Source organism: Pseudomonas sp. TWR1-1-3 (genome assembly GCF_049896805.1).
Taxonomy (GTDB): domain Bacteria; phylum Pseudomonadota; class Gammaproteobacteria; order Pseudomonadales; family Pseudomonadaceae; genus Aquipseudomonas; species Aquipseudomonas bubulae.
The window spans coordinates 72,480-96,204 of sequence record NZ_JAFCUZ010000008.1 but is presented as its reverse complement, the minus strand read 5'-3'; the positions used below and the strand labels follow the sequence as shown (position 1 = coordinate 96,204).

At 58.6% G+C, this 23,725-nt stretch carries 25 protein-coding genes and 1 pseudogene; 14 read left to right on the top strand and 12 right to left on the bottom strand.

Features of this window, described 5'->3' with window-relative positions; translation table 11 throughout:
- Nucleotides 1-225: 225 nt before the first annotated feature.
- Nucleotides 226-582 carry a 6-carboxytetrahydropterin synthase QueD gene (queD, locus tag ACP7BE_RS23145; protein WP_019410510.1) on the bottom strand — a complete coding sequence of 119 codons (357 nt, stop codon included), beginning with the start codon at nt 580-582 and terminating at the stop codon, nt 226-228.
- 203 nt (nt 583-785) lie between these two features.
- Here queD and ACP7BE_RS23140 point away from each other — a divergent pair, with 203 nt between their 5' ends.
- Genes ACP7BE_RS23140 through ACP7BE_RS23130 form a run of 3 tightly spaced genes read left to right on the top strand, consistent with a single transcriptional unit; the run spans nt 786 to nt 3,099 of the window.
- A complete protein-coding gene (locus ACP7BE_RS23140) occupies nt 786-1,100 on the top strand; it encodes a PepSY domain-containing protein (protein ID WP_426107432.1) in 315 nt (104 codons plus the stop codon).
- Nucleotides 1,100-1,768 (top strand): response regulator transcription factor, encoded by a 669-nt coding sequence (locus ACP7BE_RS23135; protein WP_095002705.1) that lies wholly within the window; start codon nt 1,100-1,102, stop codon nt 1,766-1,768. Before ACP7BE_RS23140 ends, ACP7BE_RS23135 begins: the two co-directional genes overlap by 1 nt.
- Complete coding sequence (locus tag ACP7BE_RS23130; RefSeq protein ID WP_095021292.1) at nt 1,765-3,099, top strand: ATP-binding protein; 1,335 nt, start codon at nt 1,765-1,767, stop codon at nt 3,097-3,099. Before ACP7BE_RS23135 ends, ACP7BE_RS23130 begins: the two co-directional genes overlap by 4 nt.
- 19 nt (nt 3,100-3,118) lie before the next feature.
- Here ACP7BE_RS23130 and ACP7BE_RS23125 read toward each other — a convergent pair whose 3' ends face one another.
- Both ACP7BE_RS23125 and ACP7BE_RS23120 read right to left on the bottom strand, forming a co-directional pair.
- Complete coding sequence (locus tag ACP7BE_RS23125) at nt 3,119-3,874, bottom strand: methyl-accepting chemotaxis protein (RefSeq protein WP_426107437.1); 756 nt, start codon at nt 3,872-3,874, stop codon at nt 3,119-3,121.
- A gap of 102 nt (nt 3,875-3,976) precedes the next feature.
- Nucleotides 3,977-4,123, bottom strand: a pseudogene (locus ACP7BE_RS23120) (HAMP domain-containing protein); the annotation flags it as partial.
- 1,463 nt (nt 4,124-5,586) lie between these two features.
- On the opposite strand from ACP7BE_RS23120, the gene ACP7BE_RS23115 reads away from it, so the two are divergent.
- Nucleotides 5,587-6,906 (top strand): Na+/H+ antiporter family protein, encoded by a 1,320-nt coding sequence (locus ACP7BE_RS23115; RefSeq protein ID WP_426107435.1) that lies wholly within the window; start codon nt 5,587-5,589, stop codon nt 6,904-6,906.
- Between the two features lie 10 nt (nt 6,907-6,916).
- On the opposite strand, the gene ACP7BE_RS23110 is transcribed toward ACP7BE_RS23115, so the two are convergent.
- The 5 genes from ACP7BE_RS23110 to ACP7BE_RS23090 form a co-directional block, all read right to left on the bottom strand.
- Nucleotides 6,917-7,777 carry a pirin family protein gene (locus ACP7BE_RS23110; protein ID WP_095018949.1) on the bottom strand — a complete coding sequence of 287 codons (861 nt, stop codon included), beginning with the start codon at nt 7,775-7,777 and terminating at the stop codon, nt 6,917-6,919.
- A 63-nt stretch (nt 7,778-7,840) separates the two neighbouring features.
- Nucleotides 7,841-8,257 carry an OsmC family protein gene (locus ACP7BE_RS23105; RefSeq protein ID WP_095002701.1) on the bottom strand — a complete coding sequence of 139 codons (417 nt, stop codon included), beginning with the start codon at nt 8,255-8,257 and terminating at the stop codon, nt 7,841-7,843.
- 127 nt (nt 8,258-8,384) lie between these two features.
- Nucleotides 8,385-9,605, bottom strand: coding sequence for a beta-ketoacyl-ACP synthase I (gene fabB / locus ACP7BE_RS23100; RefSeq protein ID WP_426107428.1), 1,221 nt, complete (start codon nt 9,603-9,605; stop codon nt 8,385-8,387).
- 11 nt (nt 9,606-9,616) lie between these two features.
- Nucleotides 9,617-10,132 carry a 3-hydroxyacyl-[acyl-carrier-protein] dehydratase FabA gene (fabA, locus tag ACP7BE_RS23095; protein ID WP_003210552.1) on the bottom strand — a complete coding sequence of 172 codons (516 nt, stop codon included), beginning with the start codon at nt 10,130-10,132 and terminating at the stop codon, nt 9,617-9,619.
- A gap of 248 nt (nt 10,133-10,380) precedes the next feature.
- The gene (locus tag ACP7BE_RS23090) at nt 10,381-12,279 is read right to left on the bottom strand and encodes a response regulator (RefSeq protein ID WP_426107425.1); all 1,899 of its coding nucleotides are present in this window, start codon (nt 12,277-12,279) and stop codon (nt 10,381-10,383) included.
- Between the two features lie 251 nt (nt 12,280-12,530).
- On the opposite strand from ACP7BE_RS23090, the gene ACP7BE_RS23085 reads away from it, so the two are divergent.
- The 8 genes from ACP7BE_RS23085 to ACP7BE_RS23050 all read left to right on the top strand — a co-directional run bounded on the left by ACP7BE_RS23085 (nt 12,531) and on the right by ACP7BE_RS23050 (nt 18,790).
- The gene (locus tag ACP7BE_RS23085) at nt 12,531-13,556 is read left to right on the top strand and encodes an NAD(P)H-dependent glycerol-3-phosphate dehydrogenase (RefSeq protein WP_095002699.1); all 1,026 of its coding nucleotides are present in this window, start codon (nt 12,531-12,533) and stop codon (nt 13,554-13,556) included.
- Between the two features lie 18 nt (nt 13,557-13,574).
- Nucleotides 13,575-13,907, top strand: a complete 333-nt coding sequence (locus ACP7BE_RS23080) for a DUF4389 domain-containing protein (RefSeq protein ID WP_095002698.1) — start codon at nt 13,575-13,577, stop codon at nt 13,905-13,907.
- Nucleotides 13,904-14,353, top strand: coding sequence for a phosphohistidine phosphatase SixA (gene sixA / locus ACP7BE_RS23075; RefSeq protein ID WP_426107422.1), 450 nt, complete (start codon nt 13,904-13,906; stop codon nt 14,351-14,353). Before ACP7BE_RS23080 ends, sixA begins: the two co-directional genes overlap by 4 nt.
- 125 nt (nt 14,354-14,478) lie before the next feature.
- Nucleotides 14,479-14,922 carry a hotdog fold thioesterase gene (locus ACP7BE_RS23070; protein ID WP_095002696.1) on the top strand — a complete coding sequence of 148 codons (444 nt, stop codon included), beginning with the start codon at nt 14,479-14,481 and terminating at the stop codon, nt 14,920-14,922.
- 112 nt (nt 14,923-15,034) lie between these two features.
- Nucleotides 15,035-15,835 (top strand): alpha/beta fold hydrolase, encoded by an 801-nt coding sequence (locus tag ACP7BE_RS23065; protein ID WP_095002695.1) that lies wholly within the window; start codon nt 15,035-15,037, stop codon nt 15,833-15,835.
- Nucleotides 15,836-15,847: 12 nt separating this feature from the next.
- Entirely contained in the window at nt 15,848-16,702 is an 855-nt protein-coding gene (locus ACP7BE_RS23060; RefSeq protein WP_095002694.1) for an alpha/beta fold hydrolase, read from the top strand.
- 145 nt (nt 16,703-16,847) lie between these two features.
- Entirely contained in the window at nt 16,848-17,666 is an 819-nt protein-coding gene (locus tag ACP7BE_RS23055; RefSeq protein ID WP_426107419.1) for a DUF4892 domain-containing protein, read from the top strand.
- A 74-nt stretch (nt 17,667-17,740) separates the two neighbouring features.
- Entirely contained in the window at nt 17,741-18,790 is a 1,050-nt protein-coding gene (locus ACP7BE_RS23050; protein WP_095002692.1) for an AI-2E family transporter, read from the top strand.
- Between the two features lies 1 nt (nt 18,791).
- Here ACP7BE_RS23050 and ACP7BE_RS23045 read toward each other — a convergent pair whose 3' ends face one another.
- The 3 genes from ACP7BE_RS23045 to ACP7BE_RS23035 form a co-directional block, all read right to left on the bottom strand.
- Nucleotides 18,792-19,262 (bottom strand): RNA methyltransferase, encoded by a 471-nt coding sequence (locus tag ACP7BE_RS23045; RefSeq protein WP_016781674.1) that lies wholly within the window; start codon nt 19,260-19,262, stop codon nt 18,792-18,794.
- Nucleotides 19,263-19,457: 195 nt separating this feature from the next.
- A complete protein-coding gene (locus tag ACP7BE_RS23040; protein WP_016781673.1) occupies nt 19,458-19,832 on the bottom strand; it encodes a YajD family HNH nuclease in 375 nt (124 codons plus the stop codon).
- A 52-nt stretch (nt 19,833-19,884) separates the two neighbouring features.
- On the bottom strand, nt 19,885-20,571 hold the full coding sequence (locus tag ACP7BE_RS23035; protein ID WP_095002691.1) for a spermidine synthase: 687 nt from the start codon (nt 20,569-20,571) through the stop codon (nt 19,885-19,887).
- An 82-nt stretch (nt 20,572-20,653) separates the two neighbouring features.
- On the opposite strand from ACP7BE_RS23035, the gene ACP7BE_RS23030 reads away from it, so the two are divergent.
- Nucleotides 20,654-20,947 (top strand): hypothetical protein, encoded by a 294-nt coding sequence (locus ACP7BE_RS23030; RefSeq protein WP_095002690.1) that lies wholly within the window; start codon nt 20,654-20,656, stop codon nt 20,945-20,947.
- Nucleotides 20,948-21,078: 131 nt separating this feature from the next.
- On the opposite strand, the gene ACP7BE_RS23025 is transcribed toward ACP7BE_RS23030, so the two are convergent.
- On the bottom strand, nt 21,079-23,124 hold the full coding sequence (locus ACP7BE_RS23025; protein WP_426107415.1) for a S9 family peptidase: 2,046 nt from the start codon (nt 23,122-23,124) through the stop codon (nt 21,079-21,081).
- A 101-nt stretch (nt 23,125-23,225) separates the two neighbouring features.
- Here ACP7BE_RS23025 and ACP7BE_RS23020 point away from each other — a divergent pair, with 101 nt between their 5' ends.
- Nucleotides 23,226-23,720, top strand: a complete 495-nt coding sequence (locus ACP7BE_RS23020; RefSeq protein ID WP_095002714.1) for an MFS transporter — start codon at nt 23,226-23,228, stop codon at nt 23,718-23,720.
- Nucleotides 23,721-23,725: the final 5 nt, after the last annotated feature.

Below are 23,725 nucleotides of genomic sequence, written 5' to 3'. Positions count from 1 at the left end.
AGTAGTGAAACGATGCATCGCCGATGGTAGTGTGGGGTTTCCCCATGTGAGAGTAGGTCATCGTCAAGATTAAATTCCAAACCCCCTGTCTGCTAACGCAGACAGGGGGTTTGTTTTTGCGCCGAGAAAAGTTTTGGCGCAACCTGTGCTCACTTTTTCGCTGCCCCATGCGTTTTTCAGAGCAAAAAAAACCACCTCGCAAGGTGGTTTTTTCGAGCCTGTGACTCAGTCGCCGTAGTAAATACAGCCACTGGTGCAGGTTTCATGAATGCGTATTGCCGACAGCTCTGGCAGCAAGGGTTTGAGCTGTTGCCAGATCCACTTGGCCAGAACTTCGCTGGTCGGGTTTTCCAGGCCAGGGATGTCGTTGAGGTAGTTGTGATCTAGCAGCTCATAAAGCGGTTTGAAAATCGCTTTGATTTCAGAAAAATCACGGATCCAGCCAGTTGCCGGGTCAATGTCGCCGCTTAGATGGATAGCAACCTTGAAGGAGTGACCGTGCAACCGCCCGCATTTATGGCCTTCAGGAACGTAAGGCAGGCGGTGCGCAGATTCGAAGGTAAACTCTTTGAAAATTTCCACAATAGTTATAGCTCTGAAGAGGTGACTATCGCCTGAGCGATAAATACAGGGCAGCAGTTTAACAGTTAACGCCCGCAGCAGGTGCATACCTCCAGCCATGCGGTATCAGGGCGGCCGATTCAGTTTCAATTAAGCTCGTGGCGTTATGCTTCGACCTTTTAATATCGTAAGAATGACGCTAAGGGAGGCCCTGGAGGTCAGTGATGACAGTGAACCTGCGAGTTGGCGGACTTGTCGTACTTGTGCTCTGTGCTTTCTGCTCCTTGGCCATTGCACGTGACCTGGGGCAAGACGAGGCATTGAGTTTGCGTGAGCAAGGGCTTATTCAGCCCCTGGAGCAACTGCTGCAAAAAGCTCTGGAGCGGCACCCGGGCGCAAAGTTGCTGGAGGTAGAGCTGGAGGAGGATGACGATATTTATGTTTACGAGGTTGAACTGCTTACCACCAGTGGCGTAGTGCGCGAGATCAAGCTGAACGCCAGTAATGGTCAATTGCTCAAAGACGAGGTAGATGATTAATGCGGTTGCTGCTGGTTGAAGATCACGTCCCCTTGGCTGATGAACTGATGGCCGGTTTGGCCCGTTTGGGCTATGCCGTTGATTGGTTGGCTGATGGCCGTGATGCTCTTTATCAGGGGCAGAGCGAACCCTATGACCTGATTATCCTTGATCTGGGGTTGCCCGGGATGTCCGGTATCGATGTTCTCAAGCAGTGGCGTGCCAAAGGCCTGGCCACACCTGTGCTTATTCTGACTGCCCGGAGTTCATGGTCCGAGCGCATCGACGGGCTAAAGGCCGGTGCTGATGATTACGTGACCAAGCCCTTTCATCCTGAAGAGCTGCAGTTACGGGTACAAGCGTTGTTGCGCCGCTCCCACGGGCAACCGAATCAGCCTTTATTGAGTTCTGCCGGGCTGCAACTGGATGAAGCCCGTCAATGTGTTATCCATGACGGCACCGAGGTGCAGTTGACTGCCGCCGAGTTTCGGCTTTTGCGCTATTTCATGTTGCACCCGCAACAGATCCTCTCGAAAAGCCATCTGGCCGAGCATCTCTATGACGGTGAGACCGAGCGTGATTCCAATGTGCTTGAGGTTCATGTGAACCATCTGCGTCGTAAGCTTGGGCGTACAGTCATCGAAACCCGTCGTGGTCAGGGGTATATGTTCGGTACGGCCAGTCAGTGAAGTCCATGCAAAGGCGCTTGAGCCTGGGTTTGATCAGTGTGCTCTTGATTGCCGGTCTGGTAGTAGGCCAGGTCAGTCTGTGGTTGTTTGAAAATGGCCTTCAGCGTTATCTGGAGTCAGGCCTGCAAAACGACAGCGAGAACTTGCTGATTGCCTTGAGTCGTGGCCCCCAGGGCTTGCAACTGGATGAGCGGCGTTTGTCGCCGGCGTATCAGCGGCCATTTTCCGGGCACTATTTCAGTATTGAATTCGGGGAGACTCACTGGCGTTCACGCTCGCTGTGGGATGCTCAATTGCCGCGCCCCGACCGACCGGGCCTGAGTCGTGAACTACAGCCTGGCCCGGAAGGGCAGATGTTACTGGTCTTGCGCAGCGACTATCAGCGCCTTGGCCAGGCGGTATCGATCACGGTGGCTCAGGACTACACGCCGATACGCGATAGCTTGCGTCAAGTTCAACGGATCGGTCTTGGTATGGGGGTCTTGGCCCTTATTGTGATTTTGCTGCTGCAGCGCGTCACGGTTCGCCGTGCCCTGCGGCCGTTGGAAACAGCACGCCAGCAAATTTCTCAGCTTCAGTCGGGGCAGCGCTCTCAGCTGGATGCCCGGGTGCCCCTTGAGCTTGAGCCACTGGTCACGCAGATTAACCATTTGCTGGCTCATACCGAAGACACCCTCAAACGCTCGCGCAATGCGCTGGGCAACCTGGGGCATGCACTCAAAACTCCGTTGGCGGTGTTGATCAGCCTGGCCAACGATCCGCGGCTTGCGGCTTATCCGCAGATACAAAATACATTGTGTGAACAGTTGGAGCAGATACAGCAGCGCATGAGCCGTGAGCTTAACCGTGCGCGTCTTGCGGGCGATGCCTTGCCGGGTGCGCAATTCGATGCGGATGCAGAGTTGCCGGGGCTGCTGTCGACCCTCGGGATGATCCACGGCGAGCATCTGCAACTGACGCACAACGTTGCGCCGGGGTTGCTGTTGCCCTGGGATCGGGAAGACATGCTCGAATTGCTCGGCAATCTTCTGGATAACGCCTGCAAATGGGCGGACTCCCAAGTCGAACTGAGCATCAGCCAAACTGGCGACGGGTTTGTCATTGAAGTACAGGACGATGGCCCGGGCATTCCCGAGACTGAGCGTGATCAGGTGTTCAGTCGTGGTATGCGCCTTGACGAGCAAGCCAGTGGTCACGGCTTGGGGCTTGGCATCGTGCGGGATATTGTTGAAGCGTGGGGTGGCAAACTGCAGCTTGGAACGGCTGAGATAGGCGGGTTGCTGGTGAGCATCAAGCTACCGGCGCGTAAGCAAAAGGCGACGACGGCTTAAAGCCGTCATCGCCAAAGGGTCAGACGCGGAACTGATCCATCAGTTTTTGCTGCTGGTTGGCCAGAGAGTTAAGCGACTGGCTGACCCGTGCAGATTCATTGGCTTGCTCAGACAATGACTCGGTAACATCGCGAATGGTAGCAACGTTGTTGTTGATCTCTTCCGCCACGGCACTTTGTTCTTCTGCCGCACTGGCAATCTGCAAGTTCATGTCGGTAATCACGGTCACGGCATCGCCGATCTGTTGCAGGGCGGTCACGGCTTGACCCACCTGCTCGACACTGCCCTGGGCCTGGCGATGGCTGTTGCTCATGGAGCTCACCACTTCCTGGGTGCCGGCTTGCAGTTGTTCGATGACCTGGCGGGTTTCCTCAACCGATTCCTGGGTCCGGCGTGCCAGGTTGCGTACCTCGTCGGCCACCACGGCAAACCCGCGTCCGGCTTCGCCTGCTCGTGCCGCTTCGATCGCTGCGTTCAAGGCGAGGAGGTTGGTCTGTTCGGCAATTGCACGAATAACTTCCAGTACCGATCCGATTTTCTCGCTATCGGCAGCCAGCCCTTCAACCTGGGTCATGGCTACGCTCATGTCGGCGGCCAGATGATCGATACTGGCGGTGGTGCGATCGATGATGGTCAAGCCCTGTCGTGTGGCCTGGTCGGCATCACGGGCGGCCTGGGCCGCTTGCGCTGCGCTGCGTGCCACATCCTGTGCGGTAGCGCTCATCTCATGGGAAGCAGTGGCTGCCTGATCGACCTGAAGGTATTGCTGCTCCATGCCTGCGCTGGTCTGGGTGGCAATCGCCGCTGACTGATCGGCCGTACTGCGGGCATCCTGCACCGAGCGTTTGACCTCGGCGATGGTCGGTTGCAGTTTGTCGAGAAAGCGGTTGAACCAGCTGGCCAGTTGCCCCAATTCATCTTTTTTATCGTAGGCCAGGCGACGGGTCAGGTCTCCCTCACCGCTGGCAATATCTTCCAGCATATGGGCCACGCCGAGGATTGGCCGGGTCACGCTACGGGCCATCAGCCACACCAGCAAGAGCCCGATAATGGCCGCCAGTGAGCCCCAGGCCAGCTCGATCAATGCTCCGGCTTTATTACGCTCGTCCAGTTCGGCCTGCAACGCCTGGGCCGGGCCGATCAGAACTTTCTCGGGTACGTCGAGCAACACGCCCCACGGCTTGCTGCCCGGAATCGGCAGGAAGGGCGTGAGCACCTTCAGGCGTTGCTGGCTGCGAATGCTTTGTACCTGATCACCGCTGGCCATCATTCGGATCAGGGCCGTGCCATCGTTGCTGTCGACCTGATCGAGGCGTTGGGCAAGTTTGCTGGCATCAGCACTGAAACCGGCCAGGATGCCTGCCGAACTGATGATGCCCACCCGGGTTTCCCCGTCGTACAGTCGCTGGCTGGCTTGCAGGCTGAGGGCTTGCAAGCTGTTGAGGTTGATATCCACCGACAGCGAAGCGATGACTTTACCGTCCACGATCAATGGGAAAACGATACTGGTCAGCAGTACGCTTTGCCCGTCGATTGTATAAAAGTAAGGCTCGATGATGCACGGTTTGCGTGTGGTGCGCGGGCAGGTAAACCATGCGTTGTTGGCCTGGCCGCTGGGCCCGGTGCTGGTATCGGCCATGTCTGATTCGGGCAGTGCCATCGAGGTCAGCTTGCCCGGCGTCGGTTGCGACCAGTACAGGGCAAAGCGGCCCTTGTCGTTACTGCCCAGTTCTTTTTGATGATCGAACAGCTGATCCTTGCCATCCAGTGCGTTGGCTTCGAAAACCAGCGAGAGCCCCAGCAAGTCCGGGTTGGCCTGCAGGGCGGCTTTGACCTGACGGGTCAGGTCTTCACGCAGGTCGAAGGCATCCAGAAAGCGTTTTTCCGATTGCTCACGCAAAAACAGGACTTGGCGGGCGAAGCCGTTGCCGTACTGGTAGGCGTCCATAAACTGGCGGCTGATTGCCAGTGCCTGGGCTTCACCCTGCGCTTCAATGCGGGCCTGTGCCGCCTCATTGAGCATCTGCGAGCTGGATGCCTCCACCAGATCGGCAGTGTGGTCCATGCGATAGAGCGAAAGCCCCACCAGCAGGGTAACAACACCCAGCAGGCTGAGCCCGGCGAGAAGGGTGATTTTCCATTGGATGGAAAGCTGTCTGAGCGACATGGAGACATCCTGACTAAAAGAGGCTTTGTCTGTTAGCGGCCGCAGGTGGTATTTCTTTATGCCAAACCCCGTTTTTTTAGTATGTGACCCTCCCTTTAAAAGTACGATTTGGCCCTGCAAATACTAGGGTTAAGGCCGATTGTGGACGATTGTGGGGCCACTATCGGCATGCGCTTTGACATGACGCTGATGGTGCTGCAAAGTGTGCGCCCCCAAATACACCCACACTTCCAGATCCGGCGATTGGAACAGTCTTCTTTTGCCCGAAATTTTCCGCTTCACGGTGTTTTTATCGTGGTGCGCGCTATGAGGTTGTAATGATGAATGCAGTAATTGCCGCGGTCGGCATCATGCTGGTGCTCAGTCTGTCCCGTGTGCATGTGGTTATCGCACTGATTGTGGGTGCCCTTGTGGGCGGCCTGGTCGGCGGGCTGGGTATCGAGGCTACGCTCAATGCGTTTAATGGCGGCTTGGGTGGCGGTGCTCAGGTCGCTTTGTCCTATGCGATGCTGGGCGCTTTCGCAGTAGCCATTGCCAAGTCTGGCCTGGCCCATGCCATGGCCGATAAAGCACTGCGCATGGTCAACAAGCAGCAAGCCGTGGGTGGCAATCGGGTCAAATGGCTATTGATCGGCTTGCTGCTGGTGGTGGCTATTTCATCGCAGAATATTCTTCCTATTCATATCGCCTTTATCCCGCTCTTGGTTCCGCCGCTGTTGTATGTGCTGACCAAACTGAAAATCGATCGGCGCCTGATCGCCTGTGTCATGACCTTTGGTTTGATCACGCCCTACATGTTCTTGCCGGTGGGCTTTGGCAACATCTTCCTTAACCAGATACTGCTCGCCAACGTCAGCAAAAGTGGCGTGGATATCAGCGCTGTCAACGTGACCCACGCCATGGCAATCCCGGCTTTGGGCATGTTGTTCGGCTTGCTGGTGGCGGTATTTATCAGCTACCGCAAAAAGCGCGATTATGATCTGGGCAAGATCGAGCAGGTCGAGCAGGTGGCCATTAGTTACAACCCGCGCACATTGCTGGTGGCTGGGGTGGCCATTGCAGCGGCGTTTATCATTCAGCTGTGGCTGGGCTCCATGATCATTGGTGCGCTGGCAGGCTTTCTGATTTTCTCGGCCTCGGGGATCGTGCGCTGGCGTGACACCGACGATCTGTTTACCGAAGGCATGAAAATGATGGCCATGATTGGTTTCATCATGATCGCCGCTTCGGGTTTCGCCGAAGTGCTCAAAGCCACGGGGGAGGTCAAGTCGCTGGTTGAAGCGTCTGCCGGCTGGATCAACCACAGCAAGGGAGTAGGAGCGCTGCTGATGTTGCTGGTGGGTTTGCTGGTGACCATGGGCATCGGCTCGTCCTTTTCAACGGTGCCTATCCTGGCGGCCATTTTTGTGCCGCTGTGTGTGCAGCTGGGTTTCAGCCCCATGGCCATCGTGTGTATCGTCGGTACGGCGGGCGCTCTGGGCGATGCCGGTTCGCCAGCGTCGGACTCCACCCTGGGCCCGACTTCCGGTCTGAATATTGACGGTCAGCATCACCACATCTGGGACACCGTGGTGCCCACCTTCCTGCATTACAACTTGCCACTGCTGGCCTTTGGCTGGGTTGCGGCAATGGTCTTGTAAGGCACGGGTTTTACGGCAGTTCGATCCGGCCGATTTCTCCGGGAACGGTCGGCCAGTCGCCTGCCGCCCAGCGTGCTCTGGCCTTTTCGATAAGGGCCGGGTCGCTGGCGACGAAGTTCCAGTTCATGCGCCGCGGGCCATCCAGCGGTGCGCCGCCGATCAGCACCAGGTGGCAGTCGCTGTCGGCACTCAGGGTCATCTCTTCGCCTGCTTCCAGCAGCACAAGGCTGTGGGGCTCCAGTGCCTGGCCATCCAGTTGCACGTCACCCTCAAGCATATAAAGCGCGCGTTCCGGGTAGTCGGCCGGGATCAGCAAGGTGGTGGCCGTTTGCATATGCACGTCTGCGTAAAGGGTTGGCGAGAGCACCGGTACCGGCGACGTCAGGCAAAAGCCTGTTCCGGCTATCAGGCGAATCCGTACCCCGAGGTTGTCGCTTACGGGCAGGCTGTCGGCGGGGTGATGGCTGTAGTGGCTTGCACCTTGCTCGTGGGTTTTGGGTGATGCCAGCCACACCTGCAGGCCGTGCAAATGTGAACCCTGCTCTAGCAATGATGCCGGCGTGCGCTCGATATGGGCAATGGCTGCACCGGCGGTCATCCAGCTGACATCGCCGGGACCCACCAGTTGGTCAGATCCCAGGCTGTCCTTGTGCTGAATCTGGCCTTCAAACAGATAAGTCAGCGTAGACAGACCAATATGCGGGTGCTGTCGGATATTCATGCCGCTACCGGCAGGGTAATGGGTTAGCAGCATGTGGTCGAAAAATACGAATGGCCCCACACTGCGGCATTTTGCCGAGGGCAGGGGGCGCAAAATCGGTTGGCCTTCTACGTCCTCGGCCCGAGGTCGGATCACGGTGAATGCGCGCATGGTGCTGGCCCGGCAATGGATAAGCGCTGAGCATAACCCAGCGCTTATCCGGGCGGCAGGCCGTTACTGGCTGAAAGCGCCTTCAGACAGGTGGGTTTCGATGGTGACCTCGGCGGTGGTCATCAGTTTATGCACCGGGCACTTGTCGGCCACATTGTGCAGTTCCTCGCGCTGAGCGTCGGTCAGTACGCCCTTGAGGGTCAGTTTGACGTGCAGGGCATATTTGCCCTTCAGTTCTTCGCTGGCGTCGTGTTTGACTTCAACCGTGACTCCGGTGAGCGGGATCTCTTTTCTCTGTGCGTATAGCTTGAGCGTCAGCGCTTTGCAGGCGCCAAGGGCGGCATCGAAATAATCATGGGGGGTAGGGGCGCTGCCTTCGCCGCCCATTGTTTTGGGCAGATCGGTGAACACTTCGTAATCGTCGATCTTGATGCTGTGACGAAAACCTTCGTGTGACACGGTATTAACGGTAACAGTCATGGCAAACCTCAGCGTGGAGTGATTAAACGTCCTGATCTTTATAGAGCATGCTGGCGGCTGTACGTTCCCTCGGACAAAAAAATGCCCCGAACCAGTCGGGGCATTTTTTACGTCGCGAGCGGGTGGCTTATTTGCCAGCCCAGCGCTTGAGGACCAGAGTGGCGTTGGTGCCACCGAAGCCGAAGCTGTTGCTCATCACGTTGTTGAGCGTGACGTTCTCGCGGGTCTTGGTCAGGATCGGCATGTCGGCAACGACAGGATCGATCTCATCGATGTTGGCCGAGCCAGCGATGAAATTGCCTTCCATCATCAGCAGGCAGTAGATCGCTTCATGAACGCCTGCGGCGCCCAGGGAGTGACCCGACAGGCTTTTGGTCGAACTGATGGCCGGGGCCTTGTCGCCGAATACCGCGCGCACACCTTCCATTTCCTTGGCGTCGCCTACCGGAGTAGAGGTGCCGTGGGTGTTGAGGTAGTCGATCGGGCCGTCAACGGTGGCCATTGCCATCTGCATGCAGCGGATGGCGCCTTCACCGCTTGGGGCAACCATGTCGTAGCCGTCGGATGTTGCGCCGTAGCCCACGATTTCAGCGTAGATCTTGGCGCCACGGGCCAGGGCGTGTTCCAGTTCTTCAACAACAACCATGCCGCCGCCACCGGCGATGACAAAGCCGTCGCGGTTTTTGTCGTAGGCACGGGACGCTTTTTCAGGCGTGTCGTTGTACTGGGTGGACAGGGCGCCCATGGCGTCGAACAGGAACGACTGGCTCCAATGTTCTTCTTCGCCGCCGCCGGCAAATACGATGTCCTGCTTGCCCAGCTGGATCTGCTCGACTGCAGTGCCGATGCAATGGGCGCTGGTGGCGCAGGCAGAGGAGATCGAGTAGTTCACGCCCTTGATTTTGAAGGGGGTGGCCAGGCAGGCGGAAACGGTGCTGCCCATGGTCCGCGTAACGCGGTACGGGCCAACACGCTTGACGCCTTTTTCACGCAGGATGTCGAGTGCTTCCATCTGATTCAGGGTCGACGCGCCGCCGGAGCCGGCGATCAGGCCGGTACGCGGGTTGGAGACTTGCTCCTCGGTCAGGCCCGAATCAGTGATGGCGTCTTTCATGGCCAGGTAGGCGTAAGCCGCTGCGTGGCCGACGAAGCGATAGATCTTGCGATCGATCAGCTCTTCGAGAGGCAGGTCAATGGAGCCGGAAACCTGGCTACGCAGACCCATTTCGGCATATTCCGGGTTGAATCGGATGCCAGGGCGACTTGCACGCAGGTTAGCGGAGACGGTCTCTTTGTCATTGCCCAGGCACGAAACGATGCCCAGACCAGTGATAACGACGCGGCGCATGCGGATAACCCTTAAAAGTTGTCAGTGGAAGTAAATACGCCGACCCGAAGGCCTTCGGCAGTATAAATCTCGCGACCGTCGACAGTTACCGAACCATCGGCAATGGCCAGGTTCAGCTTGCCCTTGAGGACGCGCTTGATTTGAATGTTGTAGGTGACTTTCTTGGCGGTCGGCAAGACCTGGCCAAAGAACTTCACTTCGCCCGAACCCAGGGCACGACCGCGGCCCGGCAGGCCCTGCCAGCCCAGGTAGAAGCCGACCAGCTGCCACATGGCATCAAGGCCCAGGCAGCCCGGCATCACCGGATCGCCTTCGAAATGGCAGGCGAAGAACCACAGATCCGGGGTGATATCCAGCTCGGCGACCAATTCACCTTTGCCGTACTTGCCACCCTCTTCGCTGATATGGGTGATGCGATCTACCATCAGCATGTTAGGGGCGGGCAGTTGCGCGTTACCCGGGCCGAACAGTTCGCCGCGGCTACAGCGCAGCAGATCTTCCCGAGTAAAGGCGTTTTGTTTGGTCATGCGAGCTCCTCAATAATCCCATGCGGCGGGTGGGGCAAATCTTCCCGACCAACTGAAACACAGGTGTTTCAGTTCGCCAGCCTACACATAGACTATTGCGTTGTAGTGAAAGTCACAGCGCAAAGGACAAGAATGTACACTTGTGCACTGAAAATTTAAATCGGGCCGGTTCAGTGGCCCATTCGGGTGCCTAAGACTGCCGCACTTTTGTCTTTTACGCCAGTCGCAGGTGGCCTTTTAGCCATAAGTTACTGGACCCAGCGCTGCAGAATTTGTTCCAGGTCAGCGCGTTTGAACGGCTTTGCCAGGTAATCGTTCATTCCGGCCTGCAGGCAGGTCTCCCGGTCGCCCTGCAGGGCATTGGCGGTCAGGGCGATGATGGGCAGGGCCCGGCAACCGGGCAACTGGCGGATTTGCCGGGTGGCTTCATAGCCGTTGATGATCGGCAGCCGGCAGTCCATCAAGATCGCGGCGAAGCGCTCGTTGTTGGCAAAGTGAATGGCCTGTGCACCGTCACTGACCATAGTCACTTCATACCCCAGGCTGCTTAGCATGGCCTCAATGACGGTCTGGTTGACCTGGTTGTCTTCCACCAGCAGCACTTTGCGCCCGGGTGCACAGATGGCCCCAGGCTCCAGCAACGGTCTCTGGCTGAGCGTGACGGGTTGATGCAGTTGCAGCGGGATTTCGAGAGTGAACACCGAGCCTTGGGCCTCTTCGCTCATGGCGTGCAGCGTGCCGCCCATTCGCTCCGCCAGTGTGCGGGCGATGGGCAGGCCCAGCCCGGTGCCGCCATAACGTCGGGAAATAGAGCTGTCGGCCTGCTGGAAGGCGGTGAACATGGCGTCCAGTTTTTCGCTGTTGATCCCGATACCGCTGTCACGTACGGCGCAGGTAAACCAGATTAGTTCGTGATCCAGTTGTTGCCAGAGCGGTTCGATAATGACCTGACCCCGTTCAGTGAACTTCAGGGCATTACCGATCAGGTTGACCAGGATTTGCCGGATCCGGGTCGGATCGCCCAGTACAGGCAAGTCCTGCAGGCCTTCAGGAATGTTCAGTTGCAAGTGCAGGCCACGTTGCACGGCATTGTGCTGGAATGCCTGGGCGCAGTTGCTGACCATTTCGGCGAGGTTGAAGGGGATACGCTCCAGCTCCAGCGCTGAGCGTTCGATTCGGGAGAAATCGAGGATATCGTTGATGACCTTGAGCAAGTGTTCGGTGGATTCCGATGCCAGGGCGGCATATTCGGCCTGCTCTTCGGTCATCTGCGTGGTTTCCAGCAGTTGCAGCATGCCCAGTACGCCGTTCATGGGGGTGCGCAGTTCGTGACTCATCATGGCCAGGAAGTCGGTTTTCGCACGGTTGGCACGCTCGGCTTCTTCACGTGTCTGGATCAATTGCGCAATGGCAGATTGTTGCTCGCGGCTGGCTTGCTCAAGGCCTGTGGCCAGGTTGTTGATGTGTTGGGCCAATGTGCCCAGCTCGCCGTCGTCGACCACGGGCAAGGGGGTTTTATAGTCGCCGTACTGGATGGCCTTGACCGCCTTGCTCATGTCACTGATGGGCCTGGACAGGTTGGACGCCAGGCGCTTGGCCAGCAGATAAGTGAAGCCCAGGGCAAACAAGGCAAGAATCACGGCCTTGAGCAGGATTTCCTGCTGGCGCGTGCTGAACGCTTCGCCGGACATGCCGACCAGTACCCGGCCCAGATAATCTTCTGTGAGGTCCGCAGCCTGTCGATTGCCGAGCAGTAAATAACCGCCGGAGGGGCTCTTCTGCACTCTGACCGGCGCCTGAAACACTTCAACCTGCGAGCTCTTGTCAGCATTGGGCGCGGGATGCTCGGCGTGGGCCAGTATGTCGTTGGCCCGGTTCTGTACCTGCACGAATTGAACATGGGGAATGTTCAGCGAGGCGTTGATCAGGGTTTCCAGCACATCGTTGTTCCCCGACATGATCCCGTACTCGGTGGCGGGTGCCAGCTGGTTGGCGATCAATTGGCCGGTGTGCTTGAGTTCCTGGCGCAAATCCTGGATTCGTACGAAGGTAAAAAAGCTGATCAGCAACAGCGTCAATAGCAGGGCCGGGCCCAGACTCATCATCTGCGTGCGGGTGTGGATGTCCCACCGGCTGCGAGTCATCATGGGAACGCGGCTCCGTCGGTCAGTCGCCAGTGCGTCAGTCCATTTCCACTGTCCATTGTCATCCTTGACCTGCGCGTGTTCATTTTGAAGTGCAGCAATGCTGCCTCTGGGTGTGAGTACCGGAACCGCATGGTAACCGAGGTCCTGTTCTTTTTCAGTCATGGCCATCTATATGCTGTGGGGCTGGTCGCGGGGGATGTGCTCCGTATAATGCCGTCATTGCCACTGCTAGATGGATAACGGGATTGCATATGACTGAACAGCACGCTATTGCGGTCTTGGGAGGCGGAAGCTTTGGCACCGCCGTGGCCAACTTGCTGGCAGAAAACGGTCATCGAGTGCATCAGTGGATGCGCGACCCCGAGCAAGCCGAGGCCATTCGCCTCAACCGTGAAAACCCTCGTTACCTTAAAGGTATCAAGATTCATCCCGGGGTCGAGCCGGTCACTGACTTGCAGGCCACACTCGATGCCTGCCAGTTGTGCTTCGTGGCTTTGCCGTCCAGCGCCTTGCGCAGTGTGCTGGCGGAGCATGCCGGGCGCCTGAGCGGCAAGATGCTGGTCAGCCTGACCAAGGGGATTGAAGCCCACAGCTTCAAGCTGATGAGCGAGATCCTTGAAGAAATCGCCCCGCAGGCACGCATCGGTGTGCTGTCCGGGCCCAACCTCGCCCGCGAGGTGGCCGAACATGCGCTGACTGCCACCGTGGTCGCCAGCGCCGATGAAGAACTCTGCACCCGCGTGCAGGCTGCACTGCATGGCCGCACGTTCCGTGTCTACGCCAGTGCCGACCGCTTTGGCGTGGAGCTGGGCGGGGCCCTGAAAAACGTTTACGCGATCATCGCCGGCATGGCCGTGGCGCTGGGTATGGGCGAGAACACCAAAAGCATGCTGATTACCCGTGCCTTGGCAGAAATGACTCGCTTCGCCGTCAGCCAGGGTGCCAACCCCATGACCTTTCTCGGGCTGGCAGGAGTAGGCGACTTGATCGTTACCTGCTCATCGCCTAAAAGCCGCAACTATCAGGTCGGCTTTGCCCTGGGGCAGGGGCTGAGCCTTGAAGATGCCGTTACCCGCCTGGGTGAAGTGGCCGAAGGCGTGAATACCCTCAAGGTACTCAAGGCCAAGGCGCAGGAACTGAACGTTTACATGCCATTGGTTGCCGGGTTGCACGCAATCCTGTTCGAGGGCTACACCCTGGAGCAGGTGATCGGGCAATTGATGCGTGGCGAGCCCAAGACCGATGTCGACTTTATCTCCACCAGCGGTTTTAACTGAGCACCACAGGAGCAGCACATGAACGACACTAAAAACGCACCCAAGTACGAGTCGCTTGTTTTGCGCGTGCTGTGGATGCTGGTTTTCCTGCTGGTCTGGCAGGTGGCACAACTGGTTCTTGGCGGGCTGGTGCTGGTGCAGTTGATTTACCGTGTGGTCTACGGTGCGCCCAATGGCGGCTTGATGAACTTTGGTGACAGCCTGAGCCTTTACCTGGCGCAGATCGGTCGTTTCGGCAGTTTTCACACCGAACAAAAACCCTGGCCGTTCGCCGACTGGCCAGTGCCGCGGGCACCTGAAGGCGAAGCGCCCTACACGCCAGGCGCCAATGGTGAAGGGACCAAGCCATGAAAGTCTGGATTCTGCGTCATGGCGAAGCCGAGCCCCATGCCCGCCGTGATGCCGAGCGTGAGCTGACCCCCCACGGGCGTGAGCAGGTGCTGGGCAGCGCCGCTCATTTGATTGGCCAGCCGCTGGACTGCATTCTGGTCAGTCCTTATGTGCGCGCCCAGCAAACCGCCGCGTTGGTTTGCCAGGCCCTGGGCTTTTCATCGCCACCCGTCAGCGTGCCCTGGCTGACGCCCGAAAGTGAACCCAAGTATGCGCTCGGCAAACTGCCGGACAGCGGCAATGTGCTGTTGGTCAGTCATCAGCCGTTTGTAGGTGAATTGATCAGCCTGATGCTGCACGGGCACATGCGGCAACCGCAGCCCATGCACACGGCCAGCCTGGTGGAGCTTGAAGGTGAGTGGCCGCTGGCGGGCAGCATGACATTGCTCAGCGCATATCACCCCTGAGCATTGCAGCGGTTGCACAGTACGGTCGTAGTGCAAGATAGTTGGGGGCGGGTTAATGGCATTTGACGCTTGCGTCGAGGGCCAGTGGCTCCGTCACCAACACTCACTGACCAAGGAATGACCACATGAGCTTGTGGACGACCCAGCCAGATCTGGCACGCCTCAATGAAATGCGCAAAAACACCATTTGCGATGTGCTGGACATCACGTTCGATGCGTTTGACGACAACTCCATCACCGCAAGCATGGTAGTGGACCATCGTACCCACCAGCCCTTCGGCTTGCTGCATGGCGGTGCGTCGGTGGTGCTGGCAGAAACACTCGGCTCGATGGCCAGCTACATGTGCATCGATACGCAAAAATTCTATTGTGTGGGCCTTGAGGTCAATGCCAACCACTTGCGTGGCGTGCGCAGCGGCCGGGTGAGTGCAATCGCACGCCCGGTCCATATCGGTCGCACCACCCATGTGTGGGATATCCGCCTGAGCGACGACAGCGGTAAAATAAACTGCATCTCGCGCCTGACCATCGCCGTTGTGCCCCTGGGTGAAACACCCCCAGCGCGGTGATCAAACGGTCAGTCAATGGCCGTAGTGTCGTCACTCATGGCGCATACGGTCATTGATATGAAGAATATTCCTGCAGACAATACGGCATTCTTCCTACATCTGGATGCCTTGTATGTCTCGGCAGATTTTTTTCGCCCATGCCAACGGCTTCCCTTCAGCCACGTACGGGAAGTTGTTCAATGCCCTGGCGCCGGATTTTTGCGTGACGCATTTGTCACAGCACGGGCATGACCCGCGTTACCCGGTGGACAACAACTGGCATAACCTGGTCGATGAGCTGATATATCATCTTCGCCAGCAAGCCGGGCCCGTATTGGGCGTGGGTCACTCGCTGGGCGGGATGTTGCATTTGCATGCCGCAATCCGCTGCCCGCAGCTTTACCGGGGCGTCGTCATGCTGGATTCGCCGGTGTTGACGCGCACTGATCAATGGGTGATTCGCGCGGCCAAGCGCTTTGGCCTGATTGATCGCTTGACCCCCGCCGGTCGCACGCTGGGGCGGCGTGAAGAGTTTGCCGACCGTGAAGCGGCACGCGCTTACTTTGCCGGCAAATCACTGTTTCGCAGCTTTGACCCCGATTGCTTCGAGGCCTATCTGGAGCACGGTTTGCAACCTGTGGATGAGTGTTTGCGGTTGCGCTTTGACCCTGCCACCGAAATCGATATCTATCGCAGCGTTCCGCATACCAGTCCGGGGCAGGCCTTCAAGTTGCAGGTGCCGCTGACCGTGGTGCGTGGTCGCGACAGCCGCGTGGTCATGAACCATCATGCCAGGGCGGTGGCGCGCATGCCCAACGGCGAGGCGTTGAGCGTGCCGGGCGGGCACATGTTCCCGCTTGAGCAGCCGCAGGATACCGCCAGCCTGCTGAAACAGATTTTTGCCCGCTGGGAACTCCGTCATCCCGGCCTTTAACGAGCATTTCGCATGAGCCCTGTGGTTGAAGAAATTCGTCTGAGCCTGCCGCATATCGAGCTGGCTGCACATATATTCGGCCCCGAGGATGGCTTGCCTGTTATCGCCCTGCATGGCTGGCTGGACAACGCCAACAGCTTTGCCCGGCTGGCGCCAAAGCTGGCGGGCTTGCGTATCGTGGCCCTGGATTTTGCCGGGCATGGCCATTCCGATCACCGTCCCCGTGGCGCCGGCTATGCGCTGGCGGACTATGCCTTTGATGTACTGTGCGTGGCCGAGCAACTGGGCTGGGAGCGTTTTGCTCTGCTTGGGCACTCACTGGGTGCCATTGTGTCTGTGGTCATTGCCGGTTCGTTCCCGGAGCGCGTGACCCGCATGGGGCTGATTGATGGCATTGTCGCGCGCAGCGGCCCCGAGGGTGATGCCGCCGAGCGCATGGGCCAGGCCCTGCAGGCGCAGCTCGATCTGGAGCACAAGCGCAAGTCGGTGCATCCGACACTCGACCGGGCTGTCGAAGCGCGGATGAAAGGCCTGGTAGCCGTCAGCCGTGAGGCCGCCGAGCTGCTCGCCCAGCGCGGGCTGATGCCCGTGCCCGGCGGCTACAGCTGGCGCAGCGACAGCCGGCTCACCTTGCCATCGCCCTTGCGCCTGAGTGACGAGCAGGCGATGTCCTTTGTACGACGGGTGAGTTGCCCGACCACCCTGGTGGTGGCGCAGCAGGGCATGCTGGCCAGCCACCCCGAGCTACTGGATCGGCTACCCTTCAACCTGGAACGGTTGCCGGGTGGCCATCATTTGCACCTGAATGACGAGGCGGGAGCGATCCTTGTTGCAGACTGTTTCAATCGCTTCTTCGCTGTTCCTTGACTTGCGGCTAGCAACTGTCGAGGCTTGGCGGGTTGAAATGGGAGACAACCATGATAGATCTGTACACCGCTGCGACCCCGAAAGGCCACCCGGTCTCTATCGTGAGGATGCTCAGCCACACGTCATCACCCGGTGATGTGCGCCGATGAAAATACCCAGCCGATTTATCCTGGCTCTGGGCCTGGGCTGTTTGAGCCCGTTACTTTGGGCCAGCGATGTGCCCGGCAGCAGTGATTTGCCGGATGTGCCGCGCCTCGCGGACGCGCAGATTGTCGATTACAGCGTGCGGCCCGATGTCGAACGTATCTACCCGATGGGCTCGATCCGCAAGATCAGCGGCCGCCTGCGATTCGAAGGGCAGGTCAATGCCCGTGGTCAGATAACGGCCGTCACCTACGAGCTGCCTGCCGAGCACTCGGCCACCGAAGCCTTTACCGCTGCACGCGAGGCGTTGCAAAAGCAGGGCGCCAAGTTGTTGTTCTGGTGTCAGGCTCGTGACTGTGGCGAAAGCAGCCTGTGGGCCAATGAAGTGTTCGGCAATTCCAAGCTGGTGGGCTCCGACGAGCAGCAGTCTTACTTGCTGCTGCGCCGTGCGGCCCCCGCTCAGAACCAGCTGGTTGCCCTGTACGGGATCAATCGGGGCAATCGCAAGGCCTATCTGCACGTTGAGCAGATGCAGGCGAGTGCCGATCTGGGAGAACTGTTGCCTACCTCGGCCACCCTGCAACGCCAGCTTAAAAGCACGGGCGAGCTGGATTTTCCCAAGCTTGCGGGCGACCCGGACACTCAGTGGCTGACGTTAATTTCAAGGGCATTGAACCTGGATGCAACCTCCAGGGTCAGTTTAACCGGTGCCAAGGCTGGCGCCTGGCGCGATGCGCTGATCGCTAACGGTGTACGGGCGTCGCGCCTGGAACTGGGTGACGGTCAGGCCAAAGGGTTGCGCATCGAACTGTTGCGTTAAGCCTGTGTAAACGACGACTACACTCTACGTAGTCGTCGTCCTTCTTTGATTTCTGAATTTTCTGTGGAACACACATGCTCAATAACGATCGCCTGCTGGTGCAGATTCTGCTCCTGGTGTTGTTCGGTGCCAGCCTGTGGGTGATGGCCCCTTTCTGGTCGGCCTTGTTCTGGGGCGCGGTACTGGCATTTGCCAGCTGGCCCCTGATGCGCCTGCTGACACGCTTGCTCGGTGGGCGCGAGTCGCTCGCTGCCGGCATCCTTACCCTGGGCTGGATGCTGTTGGTGGCCGGGCCTCTGGTGTGGCTGGGGTTGAACCTGGCAGATCATGTTCGCGATGCCACCACCTTCGTCAAGGATGTGCAGCTTGAAGGTTTGCCTGAAGCGCCGGCCTGGCTGGCCGGTCTGCCGCTGGTGGGGGAGCGTCTGGTGGGCATCTGGAACACCATCGACGAGCAGGGTGCGGCAATGCTGGTGGCCATCAAGCCTTACCTGGGGCAGGTCGGTAACTGGTTGCTGGCGCGCAGTGCGCAGATCGGCAGCGGTATTCTTGAACTGACACTGAGCATTGTTTTTGTGTTTTTTTTCTATCGTGACGGGCCGCGTCTGGCGAGTTTTGTACACGGTTTGCTGGAGCGCCTGATTGGTGAGCGCGCGGATTATTATCAGGAGCTGGTGGCCGGTACCGTGCAGCGCGTGGTCAACGGTGTGATCGGCACCGCAGCGGCGCAGGCATTGCTGGCATTGATCGGCTTCTTGATTGCCGGCGTGCCGGGGGCGCTGGTGCTTGGGCTGGCTACGTTCCTGCTCAGCCTGATTCCGATGGGGCCGCCGCTGATCTGGGTGCCTGCCACGGCCTGGCTGGTCTGGAAGGGTGACTACGGGATGGCGATCTTTCTCGGCATCTGGGGCACGCTGATCATCAGCGGTGTCGATAACGTGCTCAAGCCTTATCTGATCAGTCGGGGCGGCAACCTGCCACTGGTGATCGTGCTGCTAGGCGTGTTTGGCGGCTTGATAGCTTTCGGCTTTATCGGCCTGTTCATCGGCCCCACCTTGCTCGCCATCGCCTACAGCCTGCTGGTGGACTGGAGTGCCAGCCAGCAGAACAGAGGCAAGGTCTGACCTAGCCGAACTTGGGCCCGGAACGGGTATTGTTGCCCTTGGCCAAGCGGTCGTAGAGCACCACGTTGACTGTTGCAGCCAGGTTCATGCAGCCGGTGGTGGGGATGTAAATCACGTCCTCACACCATTCCAGCACATCCTTGCCGAGGGATCCGTCTTCCGGGCCAAAGATATAAATCGCCCGATCCGGGTGGGTGTACTCGGGCAATGGGCGCGCGCCCTCGACCATTTCTACGGCGACGGGGATACAGCCCAGGGGGATGATTTTTTTCAGGTCATCGATACCGATCAGCGGGATATCCTGATGGACTTTCTTGGTATCGGTGATGAAGTCGCGGGCGCGTTCATAGCGCTTGCCGGTATAAAACACCGACGCCACGTTGTAGCAACCAGCCGCACGCATCACCGAGCCGACGTTTTCCGGTGATTTGGGGTTATACAAACCAATGCAGCTGTACCGTTTGTTTGCCACGTGCCCGAGCCCTTGCGAAAAAAGACGCGAGTATACCTGTGTTGTCCCAAACTCCGTAGCAGCTGCCGCAGGCTGCGTCCGGCGACGGAGTCGTCGTAAAGCCCGAGCCTTGCGGTCTGCTCGTGAAGTCGCGGGCTCTGGTTTTACGATCGCTGCGCAATCGGACGCAGTTTCGGCAGTTGCAACGAAAACAGGCTACTCGTCTTTTTTCATCAGCCCGGCCAGCGCGGCGAACGGGTTGTGGGTGGCCTTGGCAATTTTCGGGCTGCTGGTGGAACTGTCCGAAAAATACTGCTGGTCTGTGTAGCGCGAGTGTTCGTTATCATGGCAGTACAGGCACAGCAGCTCCCAGTTGGAGCCGTCCTGCGGGTTGTTGTCGTGGTTGTGGTCGCGGTGGTGAACAGTCAGCTCGCTCAGGCGCTTGCCGGCAAATTCACGGGCGCAGCGGCCGCACACGTGGGGGTACATTTTCAGGGCCTTGTCGCGATAGCCCATTTCGCGGTCACGCTGGGCATCGGCCAGGATGCGATCCAGCTTGGCGGTGTGGGAGGGTGGATTCGCCGAACTCATGGGTTCACCTTGTAAGACTAATGACGGTTATGTCGTTAAGTTTAGCTGTTGATCAGCCTTTGATTTTTTCTGCAATCCAGATGGTGTGTCGGGTGCCCTTGTTGCCGTGGGCAAACACCTGGACTTCCTCAGCCTTGAAACCGGCTTTGCGCAGTTTGTCCGAAAATTGTTTGTCGGCACTGGCAGACCATACCGCCAGTATGCCTTTGGGGCGCAAGGCCTTGGCGCAGGCACTCAGGCCGCCGGCCGAATACAGCCAGCTATTGGCTTTTTGGGTCAGGCCTTCAGGGCCGTTGTCGACGTCGAGCATGATTGCGTCAAAACCGTTGGGTTCGGCTTGCAGCACCTTGGCCACGTCTTCCATGCGAATCACGGTGCGTGGGTCTTGCAACGGGTTGCCCGATTTTTCGCCCAGCGGGCCGCGGTTCCATTCCACAACGCCGGGTACCAGTTCGGCAACCACCACTTCAGCCGTTTTACCCAGATGTTTGAGTGCCGAAGCCAGGGTAAAGCCCATGCCCAGCCCACCGATCAGTACCCGCGATTGCTGGCGTCCTGCGACTTTGCGGCAAGGTATTTCGGCCAGTGCGTCTTCGGAGCCGTGCATGCGGGTGTTCATCAGCTGGCCGCCATCACCACCCTGAATCTTGATCACGAAGTCTTCGCCATACTCGAACAGGCACAAGGCGCCGCCGTTTTCGGGGATCGGAGTGGTGTCGAGCAAAACAAAACGTTTCATGGAAATCTCATTGAGGGGGGCAAAAACCGCAGGTTACGAGTAGCCTGAGGGCAGACAAGCCGGTCTGGCAACGGAGTGATTGATGAAACGAACTATTCTAACGGCCATTGCAGGGTGCGCGCTCTTGATAAGTGCGGCCCAGGCAGCGGAATTGACCACAGTACCGATTACCCCCGTGACAGCCGCGCCGGGTTCGCCGGGCACCGCCACGCCAACCCCGTACCCGCAAATCACCCCGCGCGCCGTGCCCAAGCCTGTGGACGGTAGTGGCAGCCTGATACCGCTGCCACCGATCGACCTGCCGCAGCCGCCCAAGGATCAGCCACTGCCGGGGCTGGAGCTTAAAGACCCGAAGGGCAAAAGCCCGCAGGATTGACCGTGCATCCACCGAGCTGATGCTTTGCCTTTGTGGGAGCGAGCCTGCTCGCGAACGATCTTCGCGAGCAGGCTCGCTCCCACGGTTACAGTATCTCTAACGGTTGAAGAGGGGTGTGATCGGCGGGGCTGTCAAATCCCCAGCACCTTGAACACAAATGCATATTCCAGCGCCACGTCGCGCAAGCCCTGATAACGCCCGCTCATGCCGCCATGGCCCGCCTCCAGTTCAGTCTTGAGCAACAGCAGGTTGTTGTCGGTCTTGCTGGCGCGCAGCTTGGCCACCCATTTGGCCGCTTCCCAGTACTGCACGCGACTGTCGTTGTACCCGGCAATCACCAGCATTGACGGGTAAGCCTGCGCGGTAACGTTTTCATAGGGCGCGTAAGCCTTGATCCGTTCATAGACCTCGGGGTCTTGCGGGTTGCCCCATTCGTCGTATTCGGTGACGGTCAGCGGCAGTTCCGGGTCGAGCATGGTGTTGAGCACATCCACAAACGGCACTTCGGCAATCGCTGCCTTGAACAGTTCCGGGCGCTGATTGAGTACGGCACCGATCAACAGGCCACCGGCGCTGCCGCCACTGATGACCAGTTGTTCGCTGCGGGTCAGCCCTTGGTCGATCAGGTGTTCGGCGCAGGCGATAAAGTCGGTGAAGGTGTTGTGTTTGTGTTCCTGCTTGCCCGCGCGATACCAGGCCTCGCCCAGCTCGCCGCCGCCACGCACATGGGCAATGGCAAAGGCCACGCCACGATCAAGCAGGCTTAGACGGGCATGGGAAAACCACGGGTCAAGGCATTCGCCATAGGCCCCGTAGCCATACAGGTAGAGCGGTACAGGTTTGCCCAGCACATCGCGTTTGACCACCAGGCTGATCGGCACCTGAGTACCATCGGGGGCGGTGGCCCATAAACGATGGCTGACGTAATCATCGGCGTTGAATGGCCCCAGCACAGGGGTTTCCTTGAGAACGCTTTGCTCGCCTGTGGCAAGGGTCAACTGGCGCACTTGTGCCGGGCGATTCAGCGCCTCGTAGCGAAGGCGAATGTACTTGCTGTCAAATTCCAGGCTGTCTTGCACATACAGGCTGTAGGCCGCGTCCGGCAATTGCACGCGATATGGCGCCAGGCCGTCGGGGCGGATTTCGATAATGGGCAAGCCGCCCTCGCGCAGGCTCAGGCACAAGGCTTGGGCGTTGAGGGTCATGCTTTCCAGCATCACGCTGTCACTATGGGCAATCAGTGGCTGCCAGTCATTGCGTGACGGCACCTCGCCGAAGGCGTAATACAGGGCAAAGTTGATGCCGTCCTGATTGGTGCGGATAAACCACGCCCACTGGCCTTCAAACAGGCCGTGATCGACGCTGTAGTCGTGGTTTTCAACCCGTAGTGCCAGACAGCTGAAGGGCTGGCGCGGCAGGTTGGCGTCCAGCACCCAGGTTTCGCTGGTGGTTTTACTGTTAAGCAACAAAATCAGTTGCTGTTCAGAGCTAGAGCGGTAGCAGTGCAGGAAAAACCTCCCGTCCGCTTCATGGAATACTTCATGGGCAGCTGTTTCGCCGAGGGTGTGGCGAAACAACTTGTGCGGACGATGGGTGTCGTCCAGCCCGGCGAAAAACAGGGTCTGGCTGTCATTCGCCCAAGTCATGCTGCCATCGCAGTCTTCAAACGGCAGCTCGGTGACCGTACCGCTGCCCAGCTCTTTTACAAACAGGCGGTAGGTTTCTTCGCCGCTGGTGTCCAGGCTGTAGGCCAGGCGCTGGTGATCGGGGCTGATACTGAACGCCCCCAGAGAAATAAAGCCACCATCGGCCAATGCATTGGGGTCCAGCAACAAATGTTCGGCGTTCTCGTCCACCTGCTGGCTGTCATCGGCCGGGCGCGGGCAACGGTAGTGGCGAGCGTATTCATCGCCGGCGTTGGTGCGCGTGTAATACAGATACGGGCCCCAGGGGGAGGGCAGCGACAGATCAGTCTCGCGAATCCGTCCCTTGATCTCTTGAAACAGCGTCTCCCGCAATTCAGCCTGGTCGGCCAACTGCGCCTCCTGATAACTGTTTTCGGCTTTCAGGTAGTCCAAAACCTCGTCACTGTCGCGGTTTTGCAGCCACGAGTAAGGGTCTGAGCCCTCGATCTTATGTGCGATAGGAGCGCTGATTGGGGAGGCTGATTGGGTCATTGAGTGTGCTCTGAAATCTGCATGAAAAATAAGTGACGCTGACGGCGTTGCAGCCGCACTGCCTAAAAGCCGTTATCATAGCCTCTCATTGCCTGCCGACCATGGATACCATGACCGAGAACGACTATCTGATCGCCTGGGGCCTTTACGCCTTTGCTGCTTTGGGCTGCCTGCTCGTATGGTGCCGCATGACCCGCTTTATGTGGCGCTGGTTGCGCGAACCGTTGCGGGTATTAATGGCCGTGTTGCTGTTCAGCCCGACCATCATTGACCCGGTCAAGGAAAAATTTGCCCCTGCAGTGGCGATTGCTGCTCTGGATCTGGCCTTTAAAGTGGGCGACAACGCCTGGCGCGCGGTCTCTGATCTGCTGATGTACGCCATAATTGCACTGTGCGTTTACGCTATATTTGTGCTGATCCGCTGGCCGATCGAGCGCTCCGGCAAAGCCCGCAAGGCGCAAGCCGCCGCGGCTGCCAAAGCCCGTCAGGCCGATCCTGAAGACGACCAGCCTTTTGGCCCGGCCGGCGATGACCGTCATGTTCCAAAGAGTGCGCCGCGTGCATCGGGCCCGTCACGGGTTGAGCCGCGGTTGTAATTTTG

Bases quoted from the DNA above. Each gene is read 5' to 3' on its own strand.
- sixA (WP_426107422.1), top strand. From the start codon at position 13,904: ATGAAAGTCTGGATTCTGCGTCATGGCGAAGCCGAGCCCCATGCCCGC.
- ACP7BE_RS23080 (WP_095002698.1), top strand. From the start codon at position 13,575: ATGAACGACACTAAAAACGCACCCAAGTACGAGTCGCTTGTTTTGCGC.
- ACP7BE_RS23035 (WP_095002691.1), bottom strand. From the start codon at position 20,571: ATGAAACGTTTTGTTTTGCTCGACACCACTCCGATCCCCGAAAACGGC.
- ACP7BE_RS23025 (WP_426107415.1), bottom strand. From the start codon at position 23,124: ATGACCCAATCAGCCTCCCCAATCAGCGCTCCTATCGCACATAAGATC.
- ACP7BE_RS23140 (WP_426107432.1), top strand. From the start codon at position 786: ATGACAGTGAACCTGCGAGTTGGCGGACTTGTCGTACTTGTGCTCTGT.
- ACP7BE_RS23105 (WP_095002701.1), bottom strand. From the start codon at position 8,257: ATGACTGTTACCGTTAATACCGTGTCACACGAAGGTTTTCGTCACAGC.
- fabB (WP_426107428.1), bottom strand. From the start codon at position 9,605: ATGCGCCGCGTCGTTATCACTGGTCTGGGCATCGTTTCGTGCCTGGGC.
- ACP7BE_RS23065 (WP_095002695.1), top strand. From the start codon at position 15,035: ATGTCTCGGCAGATTTTTTTCGCCCATGCCAACGGCTTCCCTTCAGCC.
- ACP7BE_RS23030 (WP_095002690.1), top strand. From the start codon at position 20,654: ATGAAACGAACTATTCTAACGGCCATTGCAGGGTGCGCGCTCTTGATA.
- ACP7BE_RS23070 (WP_095002696.1), top strand. From the start codon at position 14,479: ATGAGCTTGTGGACGACCCAGCCAGATCTGGCACGCCTCAATGAAATG.
- ACP7BE_RS23020 (WP_095002714.1), top strand. From the start codon at position 23,226: ATGGATACCATGACCGAGAACGACTATCTGATCGCCTGGGGCCTTTAC.
- ACP7BE_RS23115 (WP_426107435.1), top strand. From the start codon at position 5,587: ATGAATGCAGTAATTGCCGCGGTCGGCATCATGCTGGTGCTCAGTCTG.
- ACP7BE_RS23040 (WP_016781673.1), bottom strand. From the start codon at position 19,832: ATGAGTTCGGCGAATCCACCCTCCCACACCGCCAAGCTGGATCGCATC.
- ACP7BE_RS23135 (WP_095002705.1), top strand. From the start codon at position 1,100: ATGCGGTTGCTGCTGGTTGAAGATCACGTCCCCTTGGCTGATGAACTG.
- fabA (WP_003210552.1), bottom strand. From the start codon at position 10,132: ATGACCAAACAAAACGCCTTTACTCGGGAAGATCTGCTGCGCTGTAGC.
- ACP7BE_RS23055 (WP_426107419.1), top strand. From the start codon at position 16,848: ATGAAAATACCCAGCCGATTTATCCTGGCTCTGGGCCTGGGCTGTTTG.
- ACP7BE_RS23125 (WP_426107437.1), bottom strand. From the start codon at position 3,874: ATGGAGCAGCAATACCTTCAGGTCGATCAGGCAGCCACTGCTTCCCAT.
- ACP7BE_RS23060 (WP_095002694.1), top strand. From the start codon at position 15,848: ATGAGCCCTGTGGTTGAAGAAATTCGTCTGAGCCTGCCGCATATCGAG.
- ACP7BE_RS23085 (WP_095002699.1), top strand. From the start codon at position 12,531: ATGACTGAACAGCACGCTATTGCGGTCTTGGGAGGCGGAAGCTTTGGC.
- ACP7BE_RS23110 (WP_095018949.1), bottom strand. From the start codon at position 7,777: ATGCGCGCATTCACCGTGATCCGACCTCGGGCCGAGGACGTAGAAGGC.
- ACP7BE_RS23050 (WP_095002692.1), top strand. From the start codon at position 17,741: ATGCTCAATAACGATCGCCTGCTGGTGCAGATTCTGCTCCTGGTGTTG.
- ACP7BE_RS23090 (WP_426107425.1), bottom strand. From the start codon at position 12,279: ATGATGACTCGCAGCCGGTGGGACATCCACACCCGCACGCAGATGATG.